The sequence below is a fragment of the Pseudomonas sp. S5F11 genome (genome assembly GCF_019641515.1).
Classification (GTDB): Bacteria; Pseudomonadota; Gammaproteobacteria; order Pseudomonadales; family Pseudomonadaceae; genus Aquipseudomonas; species Aquipseudomonas rhodesiae.
Genome location: NZ_JAIFJZ010000001.1, coordinates 578,466 through 600,958 on the forward strand (window position 1 = coordinate 578,466; position 22,493 = coordinate 600,958).

At 59.8% G+C, this 22,493-nt stretch carries 19 protein-coding genes, 1 tRNA gene and 1 pseudogene; 7 read left to right on the plus strand and 14 right to left on the minus strand.

Going from position 1 to position 22,493, the window contains the following annotated elements; translation table 11 throughout:
- Positions 1-147 precede the first annotated feature (147 nt).
- From K1567_RS02510 to K1567_RS02540, 8 genes and pseudogenes are all read right to left on the minus strand, one after another.
- The gene (locus K1567_RS02510) at positions 148-1,101 is read right to left on the minus strand and encodes a D-2-hydroxyacid dehydrogenase family protein (protein ID WP_034113832.1); all 954 of its coding nucleotides are present in this window, start codon (positions 1,099-1,101) and stop codon (positions 148-150) included.
- Positions 1,102-1,125: 24 nt separating this feature from the next.
- A complete protein-coding gene (locus K1567_RS02515; protein ID WP_034098088.1) occupies positions 1,126-2,127 on the minus strand; it encodes an alpha/beta fold hydrolase in 1,002 nt (333 codons plus the stop codon).
- A 45-nt stretch (positions 2,128-2,172) separates the two neighbouring features.
- A complete protein-coding gene (locus tag K1567_RS02520) occupies positions 2,173-2,616 on the minus strand; it encodes a YqaA family protein (RefSeq protein ID WP_169902629.1) in 444 nt (147 codons plus the stop codon).
- Positions 2,617-2,619: 3 nt separating this feature from the next.
- Positions 2,620-3,066: a DUF411 domain-containing protein gene (locus K1567_RS02525; RefSeq protein WP_169867759.1), complete on the minus strand. Its 447-nt coding sequence runs from the start codon at positions 3,064-3,066 to the stop codon at positions 2,620-2,622.
- Positions 3,067-3,146: 80 nt separating this feature from the next.
- Positions 3,147-3,605, minus strand: coding sequence for an SRPBCC family protein (locus tag K1567_RS02530; protein ID WP_169867760.1), 459 nt, complete (start codon positions 3,603-3,605; stop codon positions 3,147-3,149).
- Between the two features lie 90 nt (positions 3,606-3,695).
- Positions 3,696-4,541, minus strand: coding sequence for a methyl-accepting chemotaxis protein (locus tag K1567_RS27850; protein ID WP_371918464.1), 846 nt, complete (start codon positions 4,539-4,541; stop codon positions 3,696-3,698).
- A gap of 15 nt (positions 4,542-4,556) precedes the next feature.
- Positions 4,557-5,690 (minus strand): annotated as a pseudogene (locus K1567_RS27855) (cache and HAMP domain-containing protein); the annotation flags it as partial.
- Positions 5,691-5,837: 147 nt separating this feature from the next.
- Complete coding sequence (locus K1567_RS02540) at positions 5,838-6,833, minus strand: aldo/keto reductase (RefSeq protein WP_220698087.1); 996 nt, start codon at positions 6,831-6,833, stop codon at positions 5,838-5,840.
- 117 nt (positions 6,834-6,950) lie between these two features.
- Here K1567_RS02540 and K1567_RS02545 point away from each other — a divergent pair, with 117 nt between their 5' ends.
- Positions 6,951-7,880: a LysR family transcriptional regulator gene (locus K1567_RS02545; protein WP_169867763.1), complete on the plus strand. Its 930-nt coding sequence runs from the start codon at positions 6,951-6,953 to the stop codon at positions 7,878-7,880.
- Positions 7,881-7,930: 50 nt separating this feature from the next.
- Here the strand turns inward: K1567_RS02545 and K1567_RS02550 are convergent, their stop codons facing one another.
- Positions 7,931-11,446 (minus strand): membrane-targeted effector domain-containing toxin, encoded by a 3,516-nt coding sequence (locus K1567_RS02550; protein ID WP_220698088.1) that lies wholly within the window; start codon positions 11,444-11,446, stop codon positions 7,931-7,933.
- 293 nt (positions 11,447-11,739) lie between these two features.
- Here K1567_RS02550 and K1567_RS02555 point away from each other — a divergent pair, with 293 nt between their 5' ends.
- Positions 11,740-11,928 carry a hypothetical protein gene (locus tag K1567_RS02555; protein WP_034098077.1) on the plus strand — a complete coding sequence of 63 codons (189 nt, stop codon included), beginning with the start codon at positions 11,740-11,742 and terminating at the stop codon, positions 11,926-11,928.
- A 1-nt stretch (position 11,929) separates the two neighbouring features.
- Here K1567_RS02555 and K1567_RS02560 read toward each other — a convergent pair whose 3' ends face one another.
- Positions 11,930-12,307: a hypothetical protein gene (locus K1567_RS02560; RefSeq protein WP_034098075.1), complete on the minus strand. Its 378-nt coding sequence runs from the start codon at positions 12,305-12,307 to the stop codon at positions 11,930-11,932.
- 215 nt (positions 12,308-12,522) lie between these two features.
- On the opposite strand from K1567_RS02560, the gene K1567_RS02565 reads away from it, so the two are divergent.
- Positions 12,523-14,811 (plus strand): acylase, encoded by a 2,289-nt coding sequence (locus tag K1567_RS02565; RefSeq protein WP_220698089.1) that lies wholly within the window; start codon positions 12,523-12,525, stop codon positions 14,809-14,811.
- 213 nt (positions 14,812-15,024) lie between these two features.
- Positions 15,025-15,098 (plus strand) — tRNA-Cys (locus tag K1567_RS02570).
- Positions 15,099-15,256: 158 nt separating this feature from the next.
- Here K1567_RS02570 and K1567_RS02575 read toward each other — a convergent pair.
- The 3 genes from K1567_RS02575 to K1567_RS02585 form a co-directional block, all read right to left on the minus strand.
- Positions 15,257-16,915, minus strand: coding sequence for an ATP-dependent endonuclease (locus tag K1567_RS02575; RefSeq protein WP_220698090.1), 1,659 nt, complete (start codon positions 16,913-16,915; stop codon positions 15,257-15,259).
- A 293-nt stretch (positions 16,916-17,208) separates the two neighbouring features.
- Positions 17,209-17,589, minus strand: coding sequence for a DUF1090 family protein (locus K1567_RS02580; RefSeq protein ID WP_034138014.1), 381 nt, complete (start codon positions 17,587-17,589; stop codon positions 17,209-17,211).
- 150 nt (positions 17,590-17,739) lie between these two features.
- Positions 17,740-18,003, minus strand: coding sequence for a hypothetical protein (locus tag K1567_RS02585; protein WP_213547198.1), 264 nt, complete (start codon positions 18,001-18,003; stop codon positions 17,740-17,742).
- A gap of 261 nt (positions 18,004-18,264) precedes the next feature.
- On the opposite strand from K1567_RS02585, the gene K1567_RS02590 reads away from it, so the two are divergent.
- The 3 genes from K1567_RS02590 to K1567_RS02600 all read left to right on the plus strand — a co-directional run bounded on the left by K1567_RS02590 (position 18,265) and on the right by K1567_RS02600 (position 21,154).
- Positions 18,265-18,873, plus strand: coding sequence for a LysE family translocator (locus tag K1567_RS02590; RefSeq protein WP_034098069.1), 609 nt, complete (start codon positions 18,265-18,267; stop codon positions 18,871-18,873).
- A 346-nt stretch (positions 18,874-19,219) separates the two neighbouring features.
- Positions 19,220-20,203, plus strand: a complete 984-nt coding sequence (locus K1567_RS02595; RefSeq protein ID WP_047882161.1) for a GlxA family transcriptional regulator — start codon at positions 19,220-19,222, stop codon at positions 20,201-20,203.
- A 36-nt stretch (positions 20,204-20,239) separates the two neighbouring features.
- Positions 20,240-21,154 carry an ADP-ribosylglycohydrolase family protein gene (locus K1567_RS02600; RefSeq protein ID WP_034113819.1) on the plus strand — a complete coding sequence of 305 codons (915 nt, stop codon included), beginning with the start codon at positions 20,240-20,242 and terminating at the stop codon, positions 21,152-21,154.
- Between the two features lie 9 nt (positions 21,155-21,163).
- On the opposite strand, the gene K1567_RS02605 is transcribed toward K1567_RS02600, so the two are convergent.
- Positions 21,164-22,414, minus strand: coding sequence for an FAD-binding oxidoreductase (locus K1567_RS02605; protein ID WP_220698091.1), 1,251 nt, complete (start codon positions 22,412-22,414; stop codon positions 21,164-21,166).
- Positions 22,415-22,493 lie beyond the last annotated feature (79 nt).

Sequence of the window (22,493 nt, forward strand, 5' to 3'; positions counted from 1 at the left end):
CCAGGCAATACCGCACTCATTCAGTGGTGAGCAGGCTTGCCCTGCACTGGGCGACATCGTCGCCCCAAGAAGGGACCTGCGACCTATCTGATGCACCCTGTGCACCATTGGGGAGCGCTGCACAGGCCTGCTCGCTCCACGACGCAGTCAACCCAGCAACCGTATTGGCGCGCCCCCGGCCCAGGCGATGATGTCTTCAATCATTTGCCCATAAAACTGCCGGTAGTTCTGCTCGCTGACATAACCCACATGCGGTGTGGCCAGCACATTGGGCAGGTGCCGGAAAGGGTGATCGACGGGAAGTGGCTCCTGGCCATATACATCCAGTGCTGCGCCGGCTAAGCGGCCGGATTGCAATGCCTGGATCAGGGCCTGTTCATCGACGATCGGCCCGCGTGCGGTGTTGACGAGGCGCGCGCTCGGCTTCATCCAGGCCAAGGCTTGGGCATCCACCAACCCCCGGCTACGTTCGCTGAGCACCAGATGGACGCTGAGGATATCGGCCTGCTCAAACAACTGCTGCTTGCTGACCCAGGTCACTCCCGCCGCAGCGGCGCGTTCCGGCGTGAGGTTCTGGCTCCAGGCGATCACGCGCATGCCGAACGCCTGGCCGAACCCGGCGACCTTCTGGCCGATGCTGCCCAGCCCGAGAATCCCCAGGGTCTTGCCGTGCAAGTCGCCACCCAGACCCAACTGCCAACCCCCGGCGCGCAGGGCATTGGCTTCGGCCAGCAGGTTGCGGGTGCAGGCCATGATCAGCGCCCAGGTCAGTTCCGGTGCGGCGTGTTTATAGCTGTCGGTGCCGCACACCTGGATGCCCAGGGCCTGGGCGGCGCCGATATCAAGAGCGGCATTGCGCATGCCGCCGGTCACCAGCAGCTTGAGGCGCGGCAGGCCTTGCAGCAGGGCTTTGTCGAACACCGTGCGTTCGCGCATTACGCAAATCACTTCGAACCCTTGCAAGCGCTCGATCAGGGTCGTGGTATCCGCCGGGTAATCGTGGAGGAAATGCACCTGGCCCACGGTTGCCAGGGCCGACCAATCCACCACGCCAGCGGCGACTTGCTGCCAGTCATCAATCACAGCGATCTGTAGCGCCATTTACGCGTGCCTCCGAATGTTGGATTAAAGGGCGTTCAAGCCCTGCAACAACGCTTGATGAAACCGCGCCGGTTCTTCCATTTGCGGCGCGTGCCCCAAGCCAGGGAATTCGACCAGGGTAGCGTGGGGCATCAGCTTGGCGACCTGCTTGCCCAGCACGGCGTAGTTGCCGAGTTTGGCCTTGACCTCGGGCGGCGCCATCGCCTTATTGATCGCGGTGTTATCGGCGGTGCCGATCAATAGCAGGGTCGGCACCTGTACGTCTTTGAATTCGTAATACACCGGCTGGGAATAAATCATGTCGTAGATCAGCGCCGAGTTCCACGCGACCCGTTTATGCCCGGGGCCGTTGCTCAAGCCGGCGTACATATCGACCCAACGCTCGTATTCCGGCTTCCAGCGCCCGACGTAATAAGTGTTGAGCTGGTACTGGCGGATGCTTTCGGCGCTGACTTTCAGCTCACGTTGGTACCACTGATCAACACTCAGGTACGGCACGCCGAGGGCTTTCCAGTCTTCCAGGCCGATGGGGTTGACCAAAGCCAGTTGCTCGGTCTGCGCGGGGTACATCAGCGCATACCGGGTGGCGAGCATGCCGCCGGTGGAGTGGCCGAGCAGGGTGGCCTTGGGGATGCCGAGTTTTTCCAGCAGTTGATGGGTGTTGAGCGCCAACTGCTGGAAGCTGTACTGGTAATGCTCCGGCTTGCTGGAGGTACAAAAGCCGATCTGGTCCGGGGCGATCACGCGGTAACCGGCGTCGCTCAGGGCCTTGATCGAGCCTTCCCAAGTGGCCGCGCAGAAGTTCTTGCCGTGCATCAGCACCACGCTGCGCCCGTTGGGCTTGCCGCTGGCCGGCACGTCCATGTAGCCCATTTGCAGGGTTTTGCCTTGGGATTCAAAGCTGAAATGCGCAAGCGGATAGGGGTATTGAAAGCCTTGTAACTCGGGGCCGTAAGTTGCGGCGAGGGCGGGGACGCTGCTGGCCATGAACAGGCCGGCGATATAAAGGACGCGGTTTGGCGGCATGGTGTCATCTCCTGAAACAGGTTTTGGGATGCTGTTGCGAGAGGATTAACGCGGGATTAACACCCACTGCAAGGTAATTGCCGCCAGCACGCCATAGCGCAGACCTTTGGCCAAAGTGACCACCACCAGAAAACGCCACAGCGGTTCGCGCATCACACCGGCCACCAGGGTCAGCGGGTCGCCGATGATCGGCACCCAACTGAGCAGCAGGGTCCAGTGCCCCCAGCGTGCGTAGTGGCGACGGGCCGTTTGCAGTTGCCGCTCGTTGACCGGAAACCAGCGCCGCTGTTTGAAATGCTCCACCCAGCGGCCCAGCCACCAATTGACCAGCGAGCCCAGTACATTGCCCAGGGTGGCGACCGCCAACAACCACCACACGCTGTAGTGGCCGCTGAGCAGCAGGCCCACCAGCACGGCTTCCGATTGCAGGGGCAGCAGCGTCGCCGCACCGAACGCGGCGACGAACAGCCCCAGGTAACCCATCAGCACCGATTAGTGTGCCGGGTAATCGGCCACCACCTCATCCGTGCCGTCACGGCGCAGTCCGATGATCTGGTAGGCATCGGCATGTCCGTCCATTTCCATGCCCGGCGAGCCCATGGGCATGCCCGGTGCGGCAACGCCTAGCAGGTCGTCGCGCTTGCGCAGCGCCAGCACCTGCTCGGCGGGCACATGGCCCTCAACGAACTTGCCGTCGATCACGGCGGTGTGGCACGAGTTCAGGCGCGGCGCCACGCCGAGGCGTTGTTTGACGGCGCTCATATCGGTTTCGACATGGTCATTGACCTTGAACCCATTGTTTTCCAGATGGCTGATCCACTTTTTGCAACAGCCGCAGTTGGCGTCACGGTGTACATCGATGGGGATCAGGTCGGCGGCTTGGGCCAGGGTAGTGGTGAAGAGGGCGGACAGCAGGGCCAATCGCAGTGGGGTTTTCATCGGAGTCTCATCCAATCGGGGCGATAAGCCCGGCATTCTCCGCGCTTTTACGGACGGGACGACAGTGTAATGTTTCTAAATTATACAAAGGGCGGATGTTCCAGGCGCTGCTTCAGACGGTCCAGGGCGATGGCCGACAGTTCGTGCATGCGCTCGTGCAAGGTCGCCAGTTGCAATTCGGTTTCGTAGGTCAGCACCCGTTTAAACAGCGTGCCGTCGCGAAACGGTTGCAGGAAGTAGTGGATCGAGCCGTCAACGACCAGGGAGGTGAACACGCATTTGAATTCGTCGGGGCGTCGGGCGATCTGCACGCGGTAGCTCATGGGGACGCGTACGCCAAGCAAGTCGATCATCTCGGTAAAGCGTGAACCGGCACCCAAAGAGCCGCTGGTGCCGGTCTCTGCACCGAGGGAAGTGGGGTGCCATTCGTGCCAGCGGTCCGGTTGGGTTACGTAGTCATAGACAGTTTCAAGGGGGGCATTGATAAAGCGTTCCTGACTGATCCGCTCCAAGCGGACCGACTGCTCGACAGCGCGCATGACACACCTCCTGTGTGGCGGGAAGAAGTATCTCGAACTGTCAGAATAGTCTGACTCCCGTGCTTTGCACGGGAGTTCTCAAACGCTGTTTCAACGGACTTTGAAGCGACTCATCAGGCTGATAACCCGGCCATTGGCTTCCAGCAGGCTCTGAGTATTGTTTTCGGTGGCGTGACCGCTCTGCACCAGGTCTTCGACCATTTGTCGGATCTGCACCATGCTGCGGTTGATCTCCTCGGTCACCGCGCTTTGCTGTTCGGCGGCGGTGGCGATCTGGGTGCTGAGGCTGTGGATATGGCCGACGGAACCGGCCATTTCATCCAGGCCGGTGTTGACCCGCGCCGTGGCGTCCGCCGCCGATTGGCAGCTGGACTGGGTATTTTCCATGGCGGTGACTGAGGAACTCACCCCCGTGGTCAATCGAGCGAGCATCTCGTTGATCTGGGAGGTGCTGGCCTGGGTGCGCGCGGCCAGGGCCCGCACCTCGTCGGCCACTACCGCAAAACCACGGCCTTGCTCGCCGGCCCGCGCTGCTTCGATGGCCGCGTTGAGCGCCAGCAGGTTGGTCTGGCCGGCAATCGCGCCGATCACTTCAAGGGTTTCGGTGATGCGCGCGGCGTCCTGGCGCATGTTCTCCACCGTGTGGGTGGCGCTGGCGACCTCGCCGATCAACGCGCCGACGCTGCTGGACGCTTCTCCCACCACCACGCGCGAGCGGTCGGCGTGTTCGTTGGCGCGCTGGGTGAACGCGGCGGTTTCGGCGGCGTTCTGTGCCACGGTCTCGGCAGTGGAACTCATCTCAGTGATGGCCGTGACGGTCTGATCGGTTTCCGAGGCATGACGCACCAGGATCTGGTTGGTCTGTGCCGAAGTCTGCTGCAATCGCTCAAGCCCTGTGGACATGGCTGCGGTGGCCTGGGTCACTTCGCCGATCATGTTTTGCAGGTAGACGATAAAGCGGTTTACGGAATGGCCGATGGCGCCCAGTTCGTCTTCGGCGCGGATGGTGATGCGCCGCGTCAGGTCGGCATCGCCGGTGGACAGTGCGTCGATATTGGCTTTCAGCGTCTTCATGCGCTGCACCAGTTTGCGGATCGCATACGCGGCCAGCAGCACCAGCAGCAATACCATGGGGATTTGCAGCAGGGCCAAAGTGCCGAGTACGTCATCGCGCTGCGCGGTGATCAACGAGGTGGGCAGGGCGGTGGCGAGGAACCACGGCGTACCCTCGATTGGGCGCATATAGAAGGTGCTGGCCACGCCGCCGTTATCGAACTCGCTGCGCTGCAAGCCTTGGTCGCGATGGGCCAGGGCTTTGCTGACCTGGGTGGCGAAGGCTGAGGAAGCAGTCAGTTCGCTGATGTTTTTCAACACCACCGGGCTGTTCAGGCGCGTGCTGTTGCTGATGATCTTGCCGTCGCCTTCGACGATCAGCATCTGCCCGCCGATGTCTTTTTCCTTGCTGGCCACCAGCTCGTTGAAGAAACCGAGGGTGACGTCAATCGTGGCCACGCCATAGGCCGCGCCATCGCGCTGGATCGCCATGGCGCAGTTAGTGCGTGGCTCTTGGCTGGCGTCGTCCTTGTAAGCCGCGGCCCAGGCGCATTGGCCACGCGGCGAGGCCAGGCCGCCCTTGTACCAGCTCTGGTCGTAATAGTTGGGGGCCGGGTCGCTGTTCCAGAAGGTATTGACCATCAGCTTGCCCGAGGCATCACGGTGCCAGAACGTGCTGTGCTTGTTGCGCCCCGGGGTGCGCTGGTTTGGCAGCGGCCAGATACCGCCGCCGAACACTTTCAGCTCACCGTACTGGTCGACCAGGCCAGGCAAGACCTTGTCGATGGCATCGCTGTCCAGCAGCGGGATGGTCTGGGTGATGCTGCGTTGCTGGGCCTGAACCTTGTTCAGCTCGCCCTGGATGGTTTTCGCCACCTCGTCGATGCGGTTGAGCACCACCTGCTCTTCGGTGTGGCGCAATGTCGGCGCGACCAACTGGCCGATGCCAACGATGGTCAACACGAATAACACTAGGACGAACAACACTAGAAACAGGGTATAGCGGGCTTGGATGGAGCGCAGTGGGGGCATGGGATCGTCCTTACGAAGCGTTTATTGTCGACGCGGCTTTGTTGGAGCTTCGTAGGGGTATCGGCTTGAGTAGGGCAGGCTTTAGGTACGAGGGTGCCAATATCTGCGTGCGCAAGCAGCGAGGCTTGGCGGGCCTCGCTGTTTATGTCAGATCTCCAGCATCGCCATCACCGCCTCTGGGTAGCGCAGACCGGCAGTGGCGTCGGCCGGAAAAATCCCATCCAGGGCTGACAGCTCGGATGGGCTGAGCACGATGGACACCGCCGCTGCGTTTTCTTCCAGGTATTTGCGCTGTTTGGTGCCTGGGATCGGGATGATGTAGTCCCCTTGGGCCAATACCCAGGCCAAGGCCAGTTGCCCGGCGCTTACGCCCTTATCGGCGGCCAGGCTGCGCACGCGCTCGACCAATTGCAGATTCTTCGCGAAGTTGTCCCCTTGGAAACGCGGGTTGGAGCGGCGGTAGTCATCTGCGCTGAAGTCATCCGGGCTTTGCAGCGTGCCGGTGAGAAAACCGCGACCCAGCGGGCTATAAGGCACGAAGGCAATCCCCAGGCGCTGGCAGGCGGCGAGACAGCCGTTGCTTTCCTGGTCGCGGCTCCACAGCGAGTACTCGCTTTGCAGGGCGCTGATCGGGTGGACCTTATGCGCACGCTCCAGGGTGGCGGCCGACGCTTCGCTCAGGCCCAGGTAACGCACCTTGCCCTGTTTGACCAGCTCGGCCATGGCGCCGACGCTTTCCTCGATGCTCACCTGCGGGTCGATGCGGTGCTGGTAGTACAGGTCCAGGGTGTCGACGCCCAGGCGCTGCAAAGTGCCGTCGATGGACGCGCGGATGTACTCGGGGCTGCCGTCCACACCGCGCGAGGCAGGGGTGGCCGGGTCGCGGATGATGCCGAATTTGCTGGCCAGGAACACTTGGTCGCGCTTGCCGGCGAATGCCTTGCCCAGTAATTGCTCGTTGGTGTGCGGGCCGTACATATCGGCGGTATCGAAGAAGTTGATCCCCAGTTCCAGGGCGCGGTGCAGGGTGGCGATGGCTTCGCGGGTGTCGCTGCCGGGGCTGTAGAAATCGCTCATGCCCATGCAGCCAAGGCCGATGGCAGAGACGAGGGGACCGTGTGTGCCAAGTTGACGAGTGTGCATTTGTGGGACTCCTGAGTTGGGAAGGACTTCATTGTTATCCTCGACAAAACCGAGATAAAGCGGCTAAAAGCACTATCACTGTTTGTAATTTCTAAATAATCCGCACGGAGCCACCCCTTGGATCGTTTCAACGCCATGCGTGTGTTCACCCGTATCGTCGAACTGGGCGGCTTCGCCAAAGCCGCCGACAGCCTGCAACTGCCCCGCGCCTCGGTGACCATCCTGATCAAACAACTGGAAGCGCACCTGGGGGTGCAACTGTTGCAGCGCACCACGCGGCAGGTTAGTCCCACCCCGGACGGCACCGCGTACTACCAGCGCTGTGTGCAGTTGCTGTCAGACCTGGAAGAAACCGAAGCGGTGTTTTCCACCCGCCGTCAGAACCCGCGCGGCACCTTGAGCGTGGACATGCCCTCGGGCATCGGCCGCTTGATCGTGATCCCCGCACTGCCGGCCTTTACCGCGCGTTACCCGCAGATCGAACTGGACATCGGCTTGAACGACCGCCCGGTAGACTTGATCCGCGAGGGCGTGGACTGCGTGCTGCGCGGTGGCCTGGCTCTGGACGAATCCCTGGTGGCACGGCCCCTGGCGCAGATGGACCAGTTGACTCTGGCAAGCCCCGCCTACCTTGAGCGTATGGGCATGCCCGCCGATCTGGACGACCTGGCGCGCCATCACATGGTCGAGTACGTCTCCAGCGTCAGCGGCAAGCGCTTCGGTCTGGAATTTCTGATTGACGGCCAAGTGCGCCCGTTCGACCTGCCCAGGCGCGTCGCGGTCAACAGTTCCGACGGCTACTTTGCCGCATGCGAGGCCGGTTACGGCTTGATTCAGGCGCCCCATTACCATGCGATGCGACAACTGGCCGAGGGATGCCTGGTGGAGGTGCTGCCACATTGGCCAGTGCCGAAAATGGCTCTGACCGCGCTGTACCCGCCCCATCGCCAGTTATCGTTGCGGGTACGGGTCTTTGTGGATTGGCTAGTGGAACTGTGCGCTGCGCCTGACACCGGTTTGCAGCGTCAGCCCCTTGGCTTGGGGTGATTGATGGGGGCCCAGCCTGATTTTTCGGCAGGCTGGGGCGTGTGCGTTTTCTACGGTTTGACGAAAATCTGCAAGTCGCCGGGCGCATCCTCGGGGCGCAGGGGAAGGGCGGGGTCGGGGGTATGGCCTTTGACCTTCAAGCCGATCTGTGACTTCACGTGGGAGTTGTTAGAAACACCAACGCCGATGCTGCCCGTCAACTCCGCGAGACCCGGGATGCCTTCGCTGGTGTTCATGTGCGCATTGCCGACCAGCGCCACCCACTTTTCCGTCCCGGAGTTGGCCTGGATGGTTTCTGCGGCGTAATAGTTGAACTCACGTAGCCGGGTCGTTGAGCCGTTGCCCGCCGTGGTGGCCAGGTTGACGCCGCGTAGATCTTTGTGGCGCGTCAGGTAGTAGTGATCAAGGGGTAAGACTTCGATGCCGTGGGCCTTCAGCTTTTTGCACAGTTGCTCGAAGGTCGGGTGGGTGCGCGGTTGCCGGGATCGACCGAGGAGGCCGATGCCGTCGTCCATCAACCCTTGGGGCATATCGATCAATCCTTCGAAATAGACCTTCGTGACACCGGCGCTCTTGAGGGTAGTGACGTTGTCGTAAAGCACCCTGAAACTTGCCATCTGACTGTGGGACTCACCCAATACCACACCGGGCGAGACCTTGAGGGTTTCCGTCAGCAGCTCGGATGCGGGGACCTGCTTGGGCACCTGTGGAATGGCAGGGCGAGGTGGCAGGCCGTTTTGGTCGATTGCCTCGTAATACTCAGCCATCTGTTCGTTGAACCGTCGCACGGTCTCTGCCTTGGTGTCCGGCTTGAAATGGTCGGCTTCCAGCCTGCCTCGCATGCTTTCCACATAGTCACCCGAGGGCAAAGGTTTTCGCGGCCGCACAGGGCGCCCATCGGTGCCCACCAGGTTATTCCGATGGCCGTGGAAATGTTTGGGCGGGTGCACGGGAGCCAGGGTGTCCAGGGGGTTGAAGCCTTCCAGGGGAGGGCCGTAAGGCGTGGCTTTGGCCGGGTCGTACGCGTAGCGCTGACCGTTGGACACAATGGTATCGGCTTCATAGACGTGGTCGTCGATTTTGAAAGTGCCATACGTGACCGGCCCGTGTTCGGCGCTGACCCGCTTGGTCAAGTCGTACCCGCCGCTTGCGCCCCTGACGCGTTTGCCCCCATTACCGATCAGCCGCGAGCCTTCCTCAACCAGGCTGCCCAGCCCGCTCAATGGGTTCAATTCACTGACGACGGTGGTTCCGAGAATCTTTGCCATCTTCGCAGCTTTGCGGGTCGTGTTCACCGCGCTGGCCGCGACCTTGGTGACCCTGCTGGCGGCCCCGGCAGCGCCGGTGACGAAACCGAAAATATCCATGCCCAGATCGAACGTCCCTTCCAGGTAATTGCCGTCACGAAAGTTCACGATGGCCGAGCGCAGCGGCACAAGGTCGAGAAAAAAATCGGCCAGCTTCCACTCGTTTTCCACGTGCTGATCGTGGCGGGTGGTGCCTTTGGCGCGCTTGACCGCATCCTCGCCATCTATGTCCAGATGTTCGACGAATACGTCCGCAATGGCCTGGGTTCGCGCGCTTGAAAAGCTGGCGGGGATGGGTAGCGGAGTGCTCACGCCCTTGTTCAAGTCCAGAGCCGATTGGCTGACGTGGGCGGGGGTGAAAGGCTCTATCGGATACACCAGGCTGCCGTTACGCGGCCTTGGTTGGGTCAACACCGTGTCGCGGACCCGGCTGATAGCGCCCTGTTTCAAGTCAATTTCGTAGACCTTTTCGCCATCAGCGCTTGTGGCTTTGATCAGCAGCTTGGGGTTTTTGCGCTCAAGGGTGCGACCGGTGAAGCCGGTGCTCAGCCTATAGGTCGGGTTCTGGTAGAACTCCAGTTTTGCGTATTCCAGAGTTTGCCTGTCTTCTAAAGGCAGCCGAGCGATCAGCTGCTTGACCGTTGTGGCAATGCCCTTTTTGCGCAGATCGACGGCGTGGGCGAACTGCTCGTTGAACACACTGTTGACGTCAAACGCCAGGGATTTGCCCCGGGTGGCCTCGATCACACGCGGGTCTTCGCTTTCCCACTGGTAGGCGTGCAGCCCGCTCATGGCGATATCCAGCAGCGAATGGCGGCCGGCCGGGGCGCGATTGGGGTTATACAGCGGCTCGTCATGGGGCTGGGTAGTGGCTTTGACCGTCAGCAGTTTTTCTTCAAATGGCACGTCTTCACCAAACCGCTCCTTGAGCTTGGCCAGGGCAATCGCGCGACGGCTTGGGATTTCGGTGTCGATTTGCACCGAGGCTTCTAGGCGTTCGTTGGCCTGCGCATTGAACGCGCTGCGGACCTTCTGCTTATCCGCGGGGCCGTAACGGTCAGCTTCTTGCGCCGACAACGTGCCGCTGACCAGCCCCCAGACCCGCAAGGCATCGGATTGGGCTTGTCGGGTGACGGTCAGGTCCTGCAGACCGGCGCTTTCGGCCTCCATCATGACTTGGGTAAAGGTCATGTTGGGCACCTTGCCCGGCGTCTGCGCTTCAATCGTGGCCGCCGCGACCGACAGGCTGACCCAGGCCGGGCTGCCGTAGGTGACGCTGGCGGGGATGTCTTTGATCAACAACTCGGGGGCCTTTCTGGCCAGTAACAGGTGAGCGGCAACTTTTGCCATGGCAGGTGTGGCATCGCCTTGCTCGACCAAATGGGCGCTCAACCCATCGCGTATCGCCGACGCCGGTTTGCCCCAATGCTCGGTTTGCGTCAGGTCGAAATCGGCCACCTTGTTCCACGCGGGTGCGTCGAGGGATTGCGGGTCCAGTACCAGATTTATGGCTGCCAACACATAGTCGCTTGCGCTGGTGGCGGTGGCGATGCCGTTGAGCTGAGTCTGCAGCGCTTGCCCCATGGCTTGAGCGCGTGGCGTGCTCAGGAGGGTTTCCAGCGCATTGGCCGGATCATCCATGGCCTGGGCGCTGAGCGGCTGGTTGCTGTTCAGGTATTCCAGAATTCCCAGACTCGGCCCCATGCGCGGCGGGTTTGGGTGGCGCATGGCGTAGTCCCTGGCGCTCGCCAGCACGGTGCGCTGCGCCTGTACGCTGAGTTCAAGCGGCCACGACAAGCTGCCGCCGAAGTTGCCCAAGGGATGCTCCCGAGCCCTGTCGAGCACCGCATCGGCTAGGGCGACGAGGCTGAAGTGGTCAGTGGGTAGGCTCAAGCCATATGCGGTGATGAAGGCTTCAAGCGTGAGAGGGGAGTCTCCCGGTGGGGGAAAAGCGGATGCAGGATGTGCTTGCATCGTGCTGGTTTTCAGCGCCGTGCGCACGGCCTGGGGCGTCGCCTGCGGCCCAAGGTTCTTCGCGGTTTCGTTGAGCTGTTGGCCCAGCGTCCTGAGGTTGTGACGGTCTGCCAACGCGTTCGCCAGGGCACCTCCGGCAGGCGCGGCGCTCGATGGGGCCTGTTGTGCGATGGCTGCGGATTGAACACTGGCCAGCGGCTGCAATGGAGTTGTCTGAGGGTAGAGGGGCGGTGAAATACGCTGAGGGTTGAGGTGCAGTGCAGGAGCGGATGAAAGACTGTTCATATGCGGGTACCTTTTCCAGACATATCAAGAAAAAGCGCCTGTCTTTGGGAGGTTCCCTGTTCCCCAGGCACCCCCGTTGGTTGCGGAAAAGGCCCGCGCAAGTTCCGCCTGTGCTGCTTGCACTGTGTATGCCTTCGTGTCCGTAGCACATGGAAAAGTTACCCGGCCTCACGTAATGCCAGAGGTCACCGCCTCGAACAAGCCAAAGCCTCTCATCGTCTGTAACATAGACGCCCACCGCGCCCTGTTCGGCGCAAGGCCGTAAATACAATCTTCAGATTCAGGAAGTCGTGATGACGCAAAAGCAACGTTTGAAATATTCGATACTGATTGTCTTGGTGGTGCTGGCGACGATGTTTGGCCTGTCTTACCTGCAGAGCATCGGGTCTATCAGTGAAAAAACGTTCCAGACCATCGCCATTGCCGTCGCGGTGGTCGTGGTGGTGCTCAACGGCATCATGCGGCGCAAGGTCAAGCCGTAAGTCAGGCGTTGTTGTCGAGCACCTTGGCAGCCTCTTCGTGGAGGCTGTAGCTTTTGTCCGCATTGAGGGTGATCACGCCCTCGCTGCATAGCCGTTTGAGTACTTCGCGCACGCTGAGAAACGACAATGGAATGCCCAGCGCCAGCAAGTGGCTGTGCACTCCGCGTACCCCGAGGGTGCGCTGGTTGTCGGCGGCGGTGAGCAGGGCGTCGATGACCTTCAGCCTGATCAGGCTGGTGCGCAGACCGAAACATTTGAGCAAATGACGAATACGCTGGTTGCCTTGCTCCGGCGTCTTGCCGAAGGCGGTCGTGCCGCTGCCGAAGTTGGCATCGGCGGCCGAGAGATGTCCTTCCGTGGGCACTTGCGGGTTGTACATGCAGAAAACTCCTTATCAGAGCCTGATCAGGAAAATGATGGCGCTCTTATTCAATAAGACGAACGAGCGAGCGAAATCATGAAGCGCCGAATGTAGAAATTTCGTCGGTATCGGTTTTGTCACAACCTGCGCGCTAAATTCCGCGGGCCGATGTGCGTTCTTACGGTGGGGGGGTCGCCCCGCGTAAAGACGTTCCATTTGACGGCGGAGTCGGTGTGATTATTAACAACAGGTTGTCCAGGGTATGTGCGCTCGGAGTATTGCTGGGCGTCAGCCTGGCCGCATCGGCGCGCGAGCAGGCCACGCAAGCCTCTGCCGAGATCCGGCGCACCGGTTTCGGCGTGCCGCATATCCGGGCCAGTGACGAGCGCGGTCTGGGCTATGGCATCGGATACGCCTATGCCCAGGACAATATGTGCCTGCTGGCTAACGAAGTGGTGACCGTCAACGGCGAGCGCGCGCGTTACTTCGGGCCCGAGCAGGCCACGCTGGAGGAGCGCAATAACCTGGCCAGCGATGTGTTCTTTCATTGGCTGAACACGCCTCAGGCGGTTGCCGCGTTCTGGAAGGCGCAGAGCCCGCAGATCCAGCAACGCATCGAAGGCTACGTGGCCGGCTATAACCGTTATCTGCAAGAGCGGGGCGCGCCGGCCCAGTGCCAAGGGGCGTGGGTCCGACCGCTGGTGGCCGAGGACTTGGTCAAACTGACCCGCAGGCTGCTGGTGGAGGGCGGTATCGGCCAATTCGCCGAAGCCTTGGTGGGCGCAACACCGCCCCAGGCGAGCGCCAGTGTGCAGCCAGACGCCAAGGCTTTCGCACTGGCCGCCGCGCAGCAGCAACGCTTCAGCCTGGATCGCGGCAGCAACGCCGTGGCGGTGGGGCAGGAGCGCTCGTTCAACGGGCGCGGCATGTTGTTGGCCAACCCGCATTTTCCGTGGGTGGGCGGTATGCGTTTTTACGAGATGCACCTGACCATCCCCGGCCAGTTGGATGTCATGGGCGCTGCGTTGCCGGGGTTGCCGGTGATCAATATCGGTTTTAACCAGCGTGTGGCGTGGACCCACACGGTCGATACGTCCAAGCATTTCACCTTGTACCGCCTGACCCTGGACCCGAACGATGCCACGCGCTATCTGCTCGACGGTAAATCCATCGCGCTGGATAAAACCTCGGTGGCGGTCCAGGTCAAGCAAGCCGATGGCAGTGTCAAAGAAGTGAACCACACGCTGTACAGCTCCCAGTTCGGCCCTGTGGTGCAATGGCCCGGCAAACTCGATTGGGACCGGCGCTATGCGTTCAGCCTGCGCGACGCCAACTTGGGCAACGACCGCGTGCTGCAACAGTGGTACGCCATGAACCAGGCCAGTAGCGTCAAGGCGCTGCAAACCTCGGTGCAGAGCTTGCAAGGCATCCCATGGGTCAACACCCTGGCCGCCGATGACCAGGGCCATAGCCTATACATGAACCTGTCGGTGGTGCCCAACGTCAGCGCGGCCAAATTGGCCCAGTGCAGCGACCGGCGCGCCGGTTTGCAGATGATTGTGCTGGACGGCGCCCGTAGCGCCTGCGCCTGGGATATCGATCCGAAGGCCGCTCAGCCGGGTATATTTGCGGCCGATCAACTGCCGCAGTTGCTACGCAGTGACTACGTGCAGCACTCCAACGACTCGGCCTGGCTGGCCAATCCGCAAGCGCCGTTAAGCGGCTTCTCGCCGGTGATCAGCCAGGACCGCATCGGCCTTGGCCTGCGCGCGCGCTTCGCCTTGCAGCGCTTGCACAGCCTCAGCAACCGGCCGATCAACGCCGCTGACTTACGCAATATGGTGATGGATAACGAGGTGTACCTGGCCGGGCAGGTCATGCCGGACCTGCTGGAATTCTGCGCCAACCACCTCGCGACTGACGCGCAGACCCTGCAACCGCTGTGCGACAGCCTTAAAACCTGGGACCGCCACGCCAACCTCGACAGCGGCGTGGGCCTGGTGCACTTCATCAATCTGATGGAGCACCTGCAACAAATACCCGATGCCTGGCGCGTCGCCTTCGATCCGAGCCAACCCCTGACCACCCCACGGGGCGTGGCTATCGAGCGTCCAGCGGTTGCTAAGGCTGTGCGCGAAGCGATGCTGGCTTCCGCCGCCGACGTCGCCAAGCGCGGGCTGACGTCCACAAGTACTTGGGGGGATGTTCAAGTCTCCGGCCAAATCCCGATCCACGGCGGCCCTCAAGAACTGGGCATCTACAACGCCATGCAAAGCGTGCCCCGCAGCGACGCTAAACGCGAGGTTATCGGCGGCAGCAGTTACCTGCAGATCGTCACCTTCGACGACCACGGCCCCCATGCTGAAGGTGTGTTGGCATTCTCCCAATCCAGCAACCCTGCCTCCCCATATTCCAAGGACCAAACCCAAGCGTTTTCCAAGAAAACACTCAGCTCGCTCCCGTTCACCGACGCCCAAATCCAGGCCGACCCACAGTACCGCCAGCAAGTCATCAAGGAGTGAACCCAACCTGCAAGCCCTTGATGCCAATGCGAAATATTTTTGAAATCAAGGGGTTGCAGGCCCCGGCAAATGAGTACATAATGGCGCCCATCGAACGCATCGAAGCTTTAAAAACTTCAATGTATTCAATGAGTTAGAGTAGAGGCAGGCTTTACACAGCCCACTCAAGTTTGCATACGGTGAGTGCCAGCAATCAGGGCATTGATCGTCTGAGGCCGAGTAGCAAAATGGTTATGCAGCGGATTGCAAATCCGCCTACGCCGGTTCGATTCCGACCTCGGCCTCCACTCTTAAAGCCCCGTAGATCAATGGTCTACGGGGTTTTTTATTGCCTCAGATTCATGAATCGTTCCGCAACTTTTGGGATGTGTTCCGCAACCCCCTAAGGATTTTGACCTTTAGGGGGCGTTCATGAGTTTATTTCGGTGCCAGAGAGGGCGAGCAGTTAGGTATTCCAAGCGCGTATCTTTTGGACCAGTTCCCTAATTCGTTCCTCTAGCTCAGGACGAAATTTTAAGTTTTGCTGGGTAAGGTGCTCCGCATAGGCGAATGCTTTATTGTGCTTGTCAGTATAAGATTTTGCTTTTGATATGCCGTTACTAATAAGGTAGTCTTGTATCGGTTCATACTCTCCAATTTGTGGTAGATCTTTTAATTTGTGAACGGCTTCAAATGCTTCCCTAGGTATATAGTTTTCAATCTCTTTGCAGCGAGTTACCCAAACAAGTGCGCGCGTTTCTGCCACTTCGTTAATCAGTTGGGCTACACGGGGTTTTAGAGCCCCGTTTGAATGCTTTCGATCACTGTCACAAACGAAAGCAAAGTTGCGATTTATTTTGAATGCTTTAATGGCTTCTCTTGTTTCAGTTTCAGGCAAATTGGCGTCAATGTTGGCGAGTACGCTCCCCCCGTAAAATACGAACTGGTAGTGTCGCCCCTCGCTAAGTTCACCGTCACTCCATATGTCGATCCATTTTTTTAGAAAAACCCGATCAGAGGGCCCTTCTACCCAAATCAACCCATTTGCCTGTAATAGATCACTTGCTCTTACACCAAGATCGTCCAGTACACCGTGTCCGTTAGCTTCTCCAGCATACGTGTTTCCAATAACTCCATCGGAACCCCGTGTGATATGGAGTATCTGTGAGTGATCAGAACTGCCAAATATGTCGATAGCGACATTGGAATGGGTTGTGAGGAAGATGTGGCAATCATTAGCTACGGCAAATTTCTCCAGAAATATAAATAGATTCCTCTGGAGCGCAGGATGCAAGTTGTTTTCCAGTTCCTCCAGGGAGAAAATGTATTTGTTCAATGGGATTGATTCAATGCTTGGGCGAACTAATAAATTTAATAGTGTGAGTATTACAGTTTTCAGCCCGCTTCCGGATGCGGACAACGCAATCGGCCCCTTTCCACTCTCACCCAAGAATATTTCCCATTGATCAGTAGCCGAATGGTAGCGAGTAGCTATTTCATTAAAAAACAGGTCTGGTTCAAATATTTGATTTAATGCGCTAAGTAATTTTTCTTGGATTAATGATCTGTTGAACTCTACATGTAATAGGTGCTTATGAATAATGCGCGTCGCACCAATGCCGCTGCTTGAAAGCGACATGCTGTCGTCTATAGTTTCCGGGGTGATGTCTCTATCCGCATCGAGCTTAATATGTTTGTAAGTGCGGAGGAGTGGTGTTAGTTTCATCCTGGATAGATAGTTTAATTCTACTTCGGAAGCTGACTTTTCTAAGTTAATGACTTCAATAGTTTCTTTTTCATCGCTCCTCCAGGTGATCTTAGTACCGACAAATTTAACTCCGTGGTCGTTCCAGTGGCTTCCTCCTAAATCGCCTGAGCTAGTGTTTCGATGAAATACTTGTTGCAGTTGACGCTCGGTAAGTGTGTTCGTAATCTCGATGCTGCGATGAATGCCTATCTTGCTTGTTTTGTCTATGCATAAGTAATCAAGTGCGTGTAATAAGGCGGACTTGCCTATATTGTTTCGGCCAATAATTACATTAATTTTCTTGATTTTTTCTATTTTGGCGCCGGAGGCGCCAAAGCTTTTATAATTTTTTAAGTGGAATCCGAACTCGATTGTCATATTGCCCTCTAGCAGCTTTGGGCCGCATGCCCTTGAATGGAACTGACGAATGCTCGTTACCAGCAAGGGACCATCATCAGCTGACGCTTTGATTGCTGCCTTCTCTCGTGCGCCGCTCCATCGACGAAGACGGAGGCGTGTTTCGGTCTTGCCTGACCAATCAGGGAAAAATGGGGTCAGACCACACTTAAACGATGGTGGTCTGCCCCCGATTTTTCCAGCCGCCTATGGCCAGGAATGCTCCTCGCCTCAGGCTGGGTTACCTGGCAAAACCGCTAATGCATCCGCCTCCGTTATTTAAACAACCCACCAATCGCATTGATCGCGTCCGCCGCCTTGTTCACGTTCTGCTGGCGTTGTGAGCTGGTGTCCACTTGAGCTTGGGTGTTGTAGGTGGAGTTGGTGCAGCTTTTATTGGTTTGGGTCAGTGCCGCTTGGTAAGCGGTCGCGCGCAGGGTGTCGCCCTTGGCGTTGGCGGCGTTGATGTTGGCTTGAAGGTCGCGGATTTGTTGCTGGCAGGAGGCGGCGTTGTTGGTGTTGCCGGCGTTGCTGTTATTTGCGCCACCCAGTGCGGTCGACAGGGCGCCGGTGAGGGCGGATAGGTCTGCGGCGTGGGCGGGCAGGGTGAACAGGCTGAGCAGAACGGCGGTAGGTGCGAGAGTGGAAAGGCGCATGGCAAACCTCAATGTTTGATTGCCTGCGCAGGTCAGTGGCCCCGGGCTGGCGCATGGCAATTTCCCTATAGATGAGCGCCCAGGTGCGGCGAAATACTATTTGCTCAAATTTTGAGCTTCAACGCTGGGTCTCTTTAAATGTGATCGATTTCACAGTTTGGATTTGACGTCGGACCGGCTGATGCGCTCCTGTTTCACCTCCTGCGCATAACCCGTGAGCTTGCCCTGCTGGGCCGCTAGCAACTCACAAACCTTCTTCAGCACCGCTGCCTGTTTGGGCAACGCGCCATCTGCCGCCAGGGTCGCTAGCTCCACCACCGACCAGCCGATCACCGCCGCTGCATCTTCCAGGTCATAGAACAGTTCCTGCTGGGCGGTTCGAGGGCCATCCAGATCATTTATTAATTCCGCCATCTGCTTCTCCGTAATTGCGCAATAAACCGTCGGTAAAACTCAGGCAAAGAAAAGCCCGCGATGGGGAGTGCGGGCTAAAAGGGATGTTCATTAGGAGCTGCTGAATTCACCTTAGGCGATCATCTGTGAAAGGTTTGTGAAACTGCATGGCAATGTGCGCCAAAAGTGTATGCCTCGATCCGCGCCTGGCTGTACGGGGCATTCGCCGGGATAAATCACTAGTGTTCCAGGCTTGCCCCATCTTTGTTCGGATACCTCGCGATGGTCATGTCTACCAGTTTGTTGTCAGCCTTTGTGCTGTTTGCCTTTGTCTCTTCGATCACCCCCGGCCCGAATAACACGATGTTGCTGGCTTCGGGGGTGAATTTTGGTTTTCGCCGCTCCATACCCCATGCGCTGGGCATCAGCATCGGCTTTATGCTGCTGGTGATTTCAGTCGGGTTGGGGTTGGGCGAGGTGTTCAAACTGTTGCCCTGGGCCTACACCCTGCTGCGCTACGTGGGAGCGACGTACCTGCTGTATTTGGCGTGGAAGATCGCCACGGCAGGCGGTATGTCCGATAGCACGGACGAGCGCGGCAAACCCATGACGTTCCTCGCTGCCGCCGCGTTCCAGTGGGTGAACCCCAAGGCCTGGATCATGGCGTTGGGCGCGATCACCACCTATACCCCCGCTGAAGGCTATGTGACCAACGTGCTGGTGATTGCATTGGTGTTCGCCGTGGTCAATCTGCCCAGCGTGTGTGTCTGGTTGGGCTGCGGCACGGGGCTGCGCAACTTGCTGCGTGAACCGCGTTGGGTGCGTCTGTTCAACGGGGTGATGGCCAGTTTGTTGGTGTTGTCGCTGTACCCGATGTTCTTGGCAGGGTAGGCGTTCAGACCGGCGAGATGGTCGCCAACAGGCCAATGCCGATGGTCAGTACCAGAAAACCGAACAGGAAGAGTGCCATCTTGGTCATAGGACCTCCGAAGGGAAGGGGAGTGGGAACGCTGGCCATTGTCCGCCCGGGCAGGTTTTCGGTACAGACGCAGATAACAAAGAAAAAACCGTATCAGATGCATCAGTCGCGCTGCTGCACCGGGCTTTGGAGGGCGTCGGGTTTTTCCAGATCAGTGCTTGAGACAGACGACGCTTTTGCCCCTAAGATGGCGCCCACGGCATCAACACAATAAGAGTGGGCCAACCCTCGATGGAAAGACGTCAATTCAGCGGTGGCATGAAGGGCAAGAACCTGCGCTACCTTAACGAAACCTCTCAACAACTGGCGTCGGTCACTCGCGTCGGGTTTCTGTTGCTCGAACATTTCTCCCTGCCGGCTTTCACCCAGACCCTCGACACCCTAGTCACCGCCAACCTGCTGCGCCCCGAGCTGTTCGCCACGCGCACCTTTGGCTGTGACGATGGCGAGGTTATCAGTGACCTGGGCCTGGTGATTCGCCCTGACGCATGCTTGGACGCGTCCGTGCTGCACGAACTGGACCTGCTGGTGATCTGCGGTGGCTTTCGCACTGAGCTAAAGGCCAGCGAAGACTTCATCCACCTGTTGCGCAGCGCCGCCGAGATGGGCGTGGGCTTGGCCGGGTTGTGGAACGGGTCTTGGTTTCTTGGGCGGGCCGGGCTGTTGCAGGGCTATCAGTGCGCCATTCACCCGGAACATCGCCCGGCCCTGGCCGAGGTATCCAAGGCCGCCAAGGTCACCAGCGAACCCTTTGTGATCGACCGCGACCGCCTGACTGCATCGAGCCCCTCGGGCGCATTCCATATGGCGTTGGACTGGATCAAGAGCCTGCATGGCAAGGCGTTGGTGGAAGGCATCGAAGACATCCTCGCATTTGAGGAGTCACGCTACCGGCGTATCAAGCCGACTGAGAACATCAGCGTCAGCGCCCCGCTGCGGGAAGTGGTCAAGCTGATGGACGCCAACCTCGAAGAACCGCTGGAACTCGACCAGTTGGCGGTCTACGCCGGCCGGTCGCGGCGGCAGTTGGAGCGCCTGTTCAAAGAGCAACTGGGCACCACGCCGCAGCGCTATTACATGGAGTTGCGTGTGACTGAAGCGCGCCGACTGCTACAACACACCGAGCTGTCCCAAGTGGAGGTGCTGGTGGCCTGCGGGTTCGTATCGCCGAGCCATTTCAGCAAGTGCTACAGCGCCTACTTCGGCTACCGCCCCTCGAAAGAGAAGCGCCTGGTCAAGTAGCATGGGCACCGTCTGGAATTTTTCCGAGGAGTGCCGATGTCGATCACCTTGAAGGACCGCTACCGTGGCAGCTTGCTGGGCCTGGCCTGCGGCGATGCTGTGGGGACCACCCTGGAATTCAAACGTCGGGGCAGTTTTGCGCCGATCACCGATATGGTCGGCGGCGGGCCGTTCAATCTCAAGCCGGGGCAGTGGACGGACGATACATCCATGGCTCTGTGCCTGGCCGAGAGCCTGCTGCAAAAAGGCGGGTTCGATGCCCGTGACCAGATGGGGCGCTACCTCAACTGGTGGCAGTGGGGCTATTTGAGTTCGACCGGCGACTGTTTCGATATCGGCATGACCGTGCGCGAGGCGCTGACGCTGTTCCAGAACACCGACAACCCGTTCGCCGGCTCAACCGATCCCTATTCGGCCGGCAACGGCTCGATGATGCGCCTGGCGCCCGTGGTGTTGTTTTATTACCCGGACCTGCAAAACGTCCGCACCTTCAGCGTCGACAGTTCCCGCACCACTCACGCCGCCCAGGAAGCCATTGACTGCTGCCTGGTGTTGGCACAGGCCATCTGTAATGCCCTCGGCGGCGCGTCGAAAGCGCAAGTGCTGGAGTTGGCCGATGTACCGTTGACGGCACCCAAGGTGAAGGCCATTGCGGCAGGCGGGTACCGTGACAAACCCTGCGCCGAGATTGTCGGCTCGGGCTATTCGGTGGCCTCTCTGGAAGCAGCGCTGTGGTGCTTTGATCACACCGATAGCTTTGCCGATGCGGTACTGGCGGCGGCCAACCTGGGCGATGACGCCGACACCACCGCCGCTATAGTTGGTCAATTGGCCGGTGCCTATTACGGGCCAGCGGCGATTCCCTCCGAATGGCTGGGACGGTTATGGATGGCGGATGAGATCCAGGGGATGGCCGACGGATTGTGCAATGCCGCAGGTCATGCGGCCTGACACGCGCCGCTAAAAACGCTCCAGCCGATAAGGCGCCAGTGCCGGCAACCCTGCTGGCATTGGCCCGTCTGCCGCCAACCCGGCGACCATCTCTGCCGTGATCGCTGCCTGGGTCAAGCCCAGGTGCTGGTGCCCGAAGGCTAGGAGTACCTTGCCTTCAGCCACCCGATCGATGATCGGTAGCGAGTCGGGTAGCGACGGTCGAAAGCCCATCCACGGCGTGGCGTCCCTGGCGTCCAGTTCTTCGCGGAACAGCCCATGGCTTAACCGCTGCAACTGCCACGCGCGCTGCATATTGGCGGGGCGTTCAAGCCCGGCGAACTCCACCGTACCGGCCAGGCGTAGGCCGCCGGTCATGGGGGTCATGATGAATTTGCGCTCCAGGGAGGTCACGGCGAACGGCAGGCGCTGGTGCTCATGGGGCAGCATCAGGTGGTAGCCGCGTTCGGTGTCCAGCGGGATGGCTTTACCGGTCAGGGTCGCTGTCAGCGCCGCCGAATGCGCGCCGCAGGCGATCAGCACCTGACACGCCAGTAGCGGCGCGTGGTCGGTGAACAAGCAGACGCCCTCCGCATCGGGTTGCCCGCTGACCACGCGACGCCGAAGAAACTGCACGCCCGCAGTTTCAGCGGCGCTGACCAGTTCGCCCACCACGTGGAACGGGTCGACAAAGTGCCCGGTGGCCGGGAAGAACAGCCCCCCTTGTAGGCGTTCGCTCAAGTGCGGCGCCGCCGCGCGAATCGCCGCGTCAGACCAGTATTCCACCGGCACGTTTTGCTGCTGCATGCGGTGCTGCACCCCCTGGATATCCGCCCGCGACTCGGCCCGTTCGAACACCAGGAGTGAGCCGGCCTGGCGCATCAGCTGCGGCCGATCCAGGCTGGCCAGCAAGCGTTGCCAGGCGCCCAGGCTTTGCTCGTTAAGCGCACGAAGACCGGCCACCGTGCGCTGGTAAGGCGCCGCGCGCAGGTTGAGCAGCAGACGCGTAAACCAGGGCAGGGCGCGGGGCAGGTAGCGCCAGTCCAGGCGTAGCGGGCCCATGGGGTCCATCAGCATGGCGGGCAGGCGCTTGAGAATCGAATAGTCGGCAATCGGGAATACCTGCTCGGTGGCCAGGTGCCCGGCGTTGCCATAGGAGGCGCCCATGCCCGGGGCTTGCGGATCGATGACCACCACCTGGCGGCCCTGGCGCGCCAGATGCAACGCGCAAGCCACGCCGATAATGCCGGCGCCGACCACCACGATATCCCTACGGCTCATCGGCTATGCCTCTCTCTGTGCGTCGGCCAAGGCTTTCACGTTGTGGCGGTTGACCATCGCGGCGATCACGGCGGCGCGT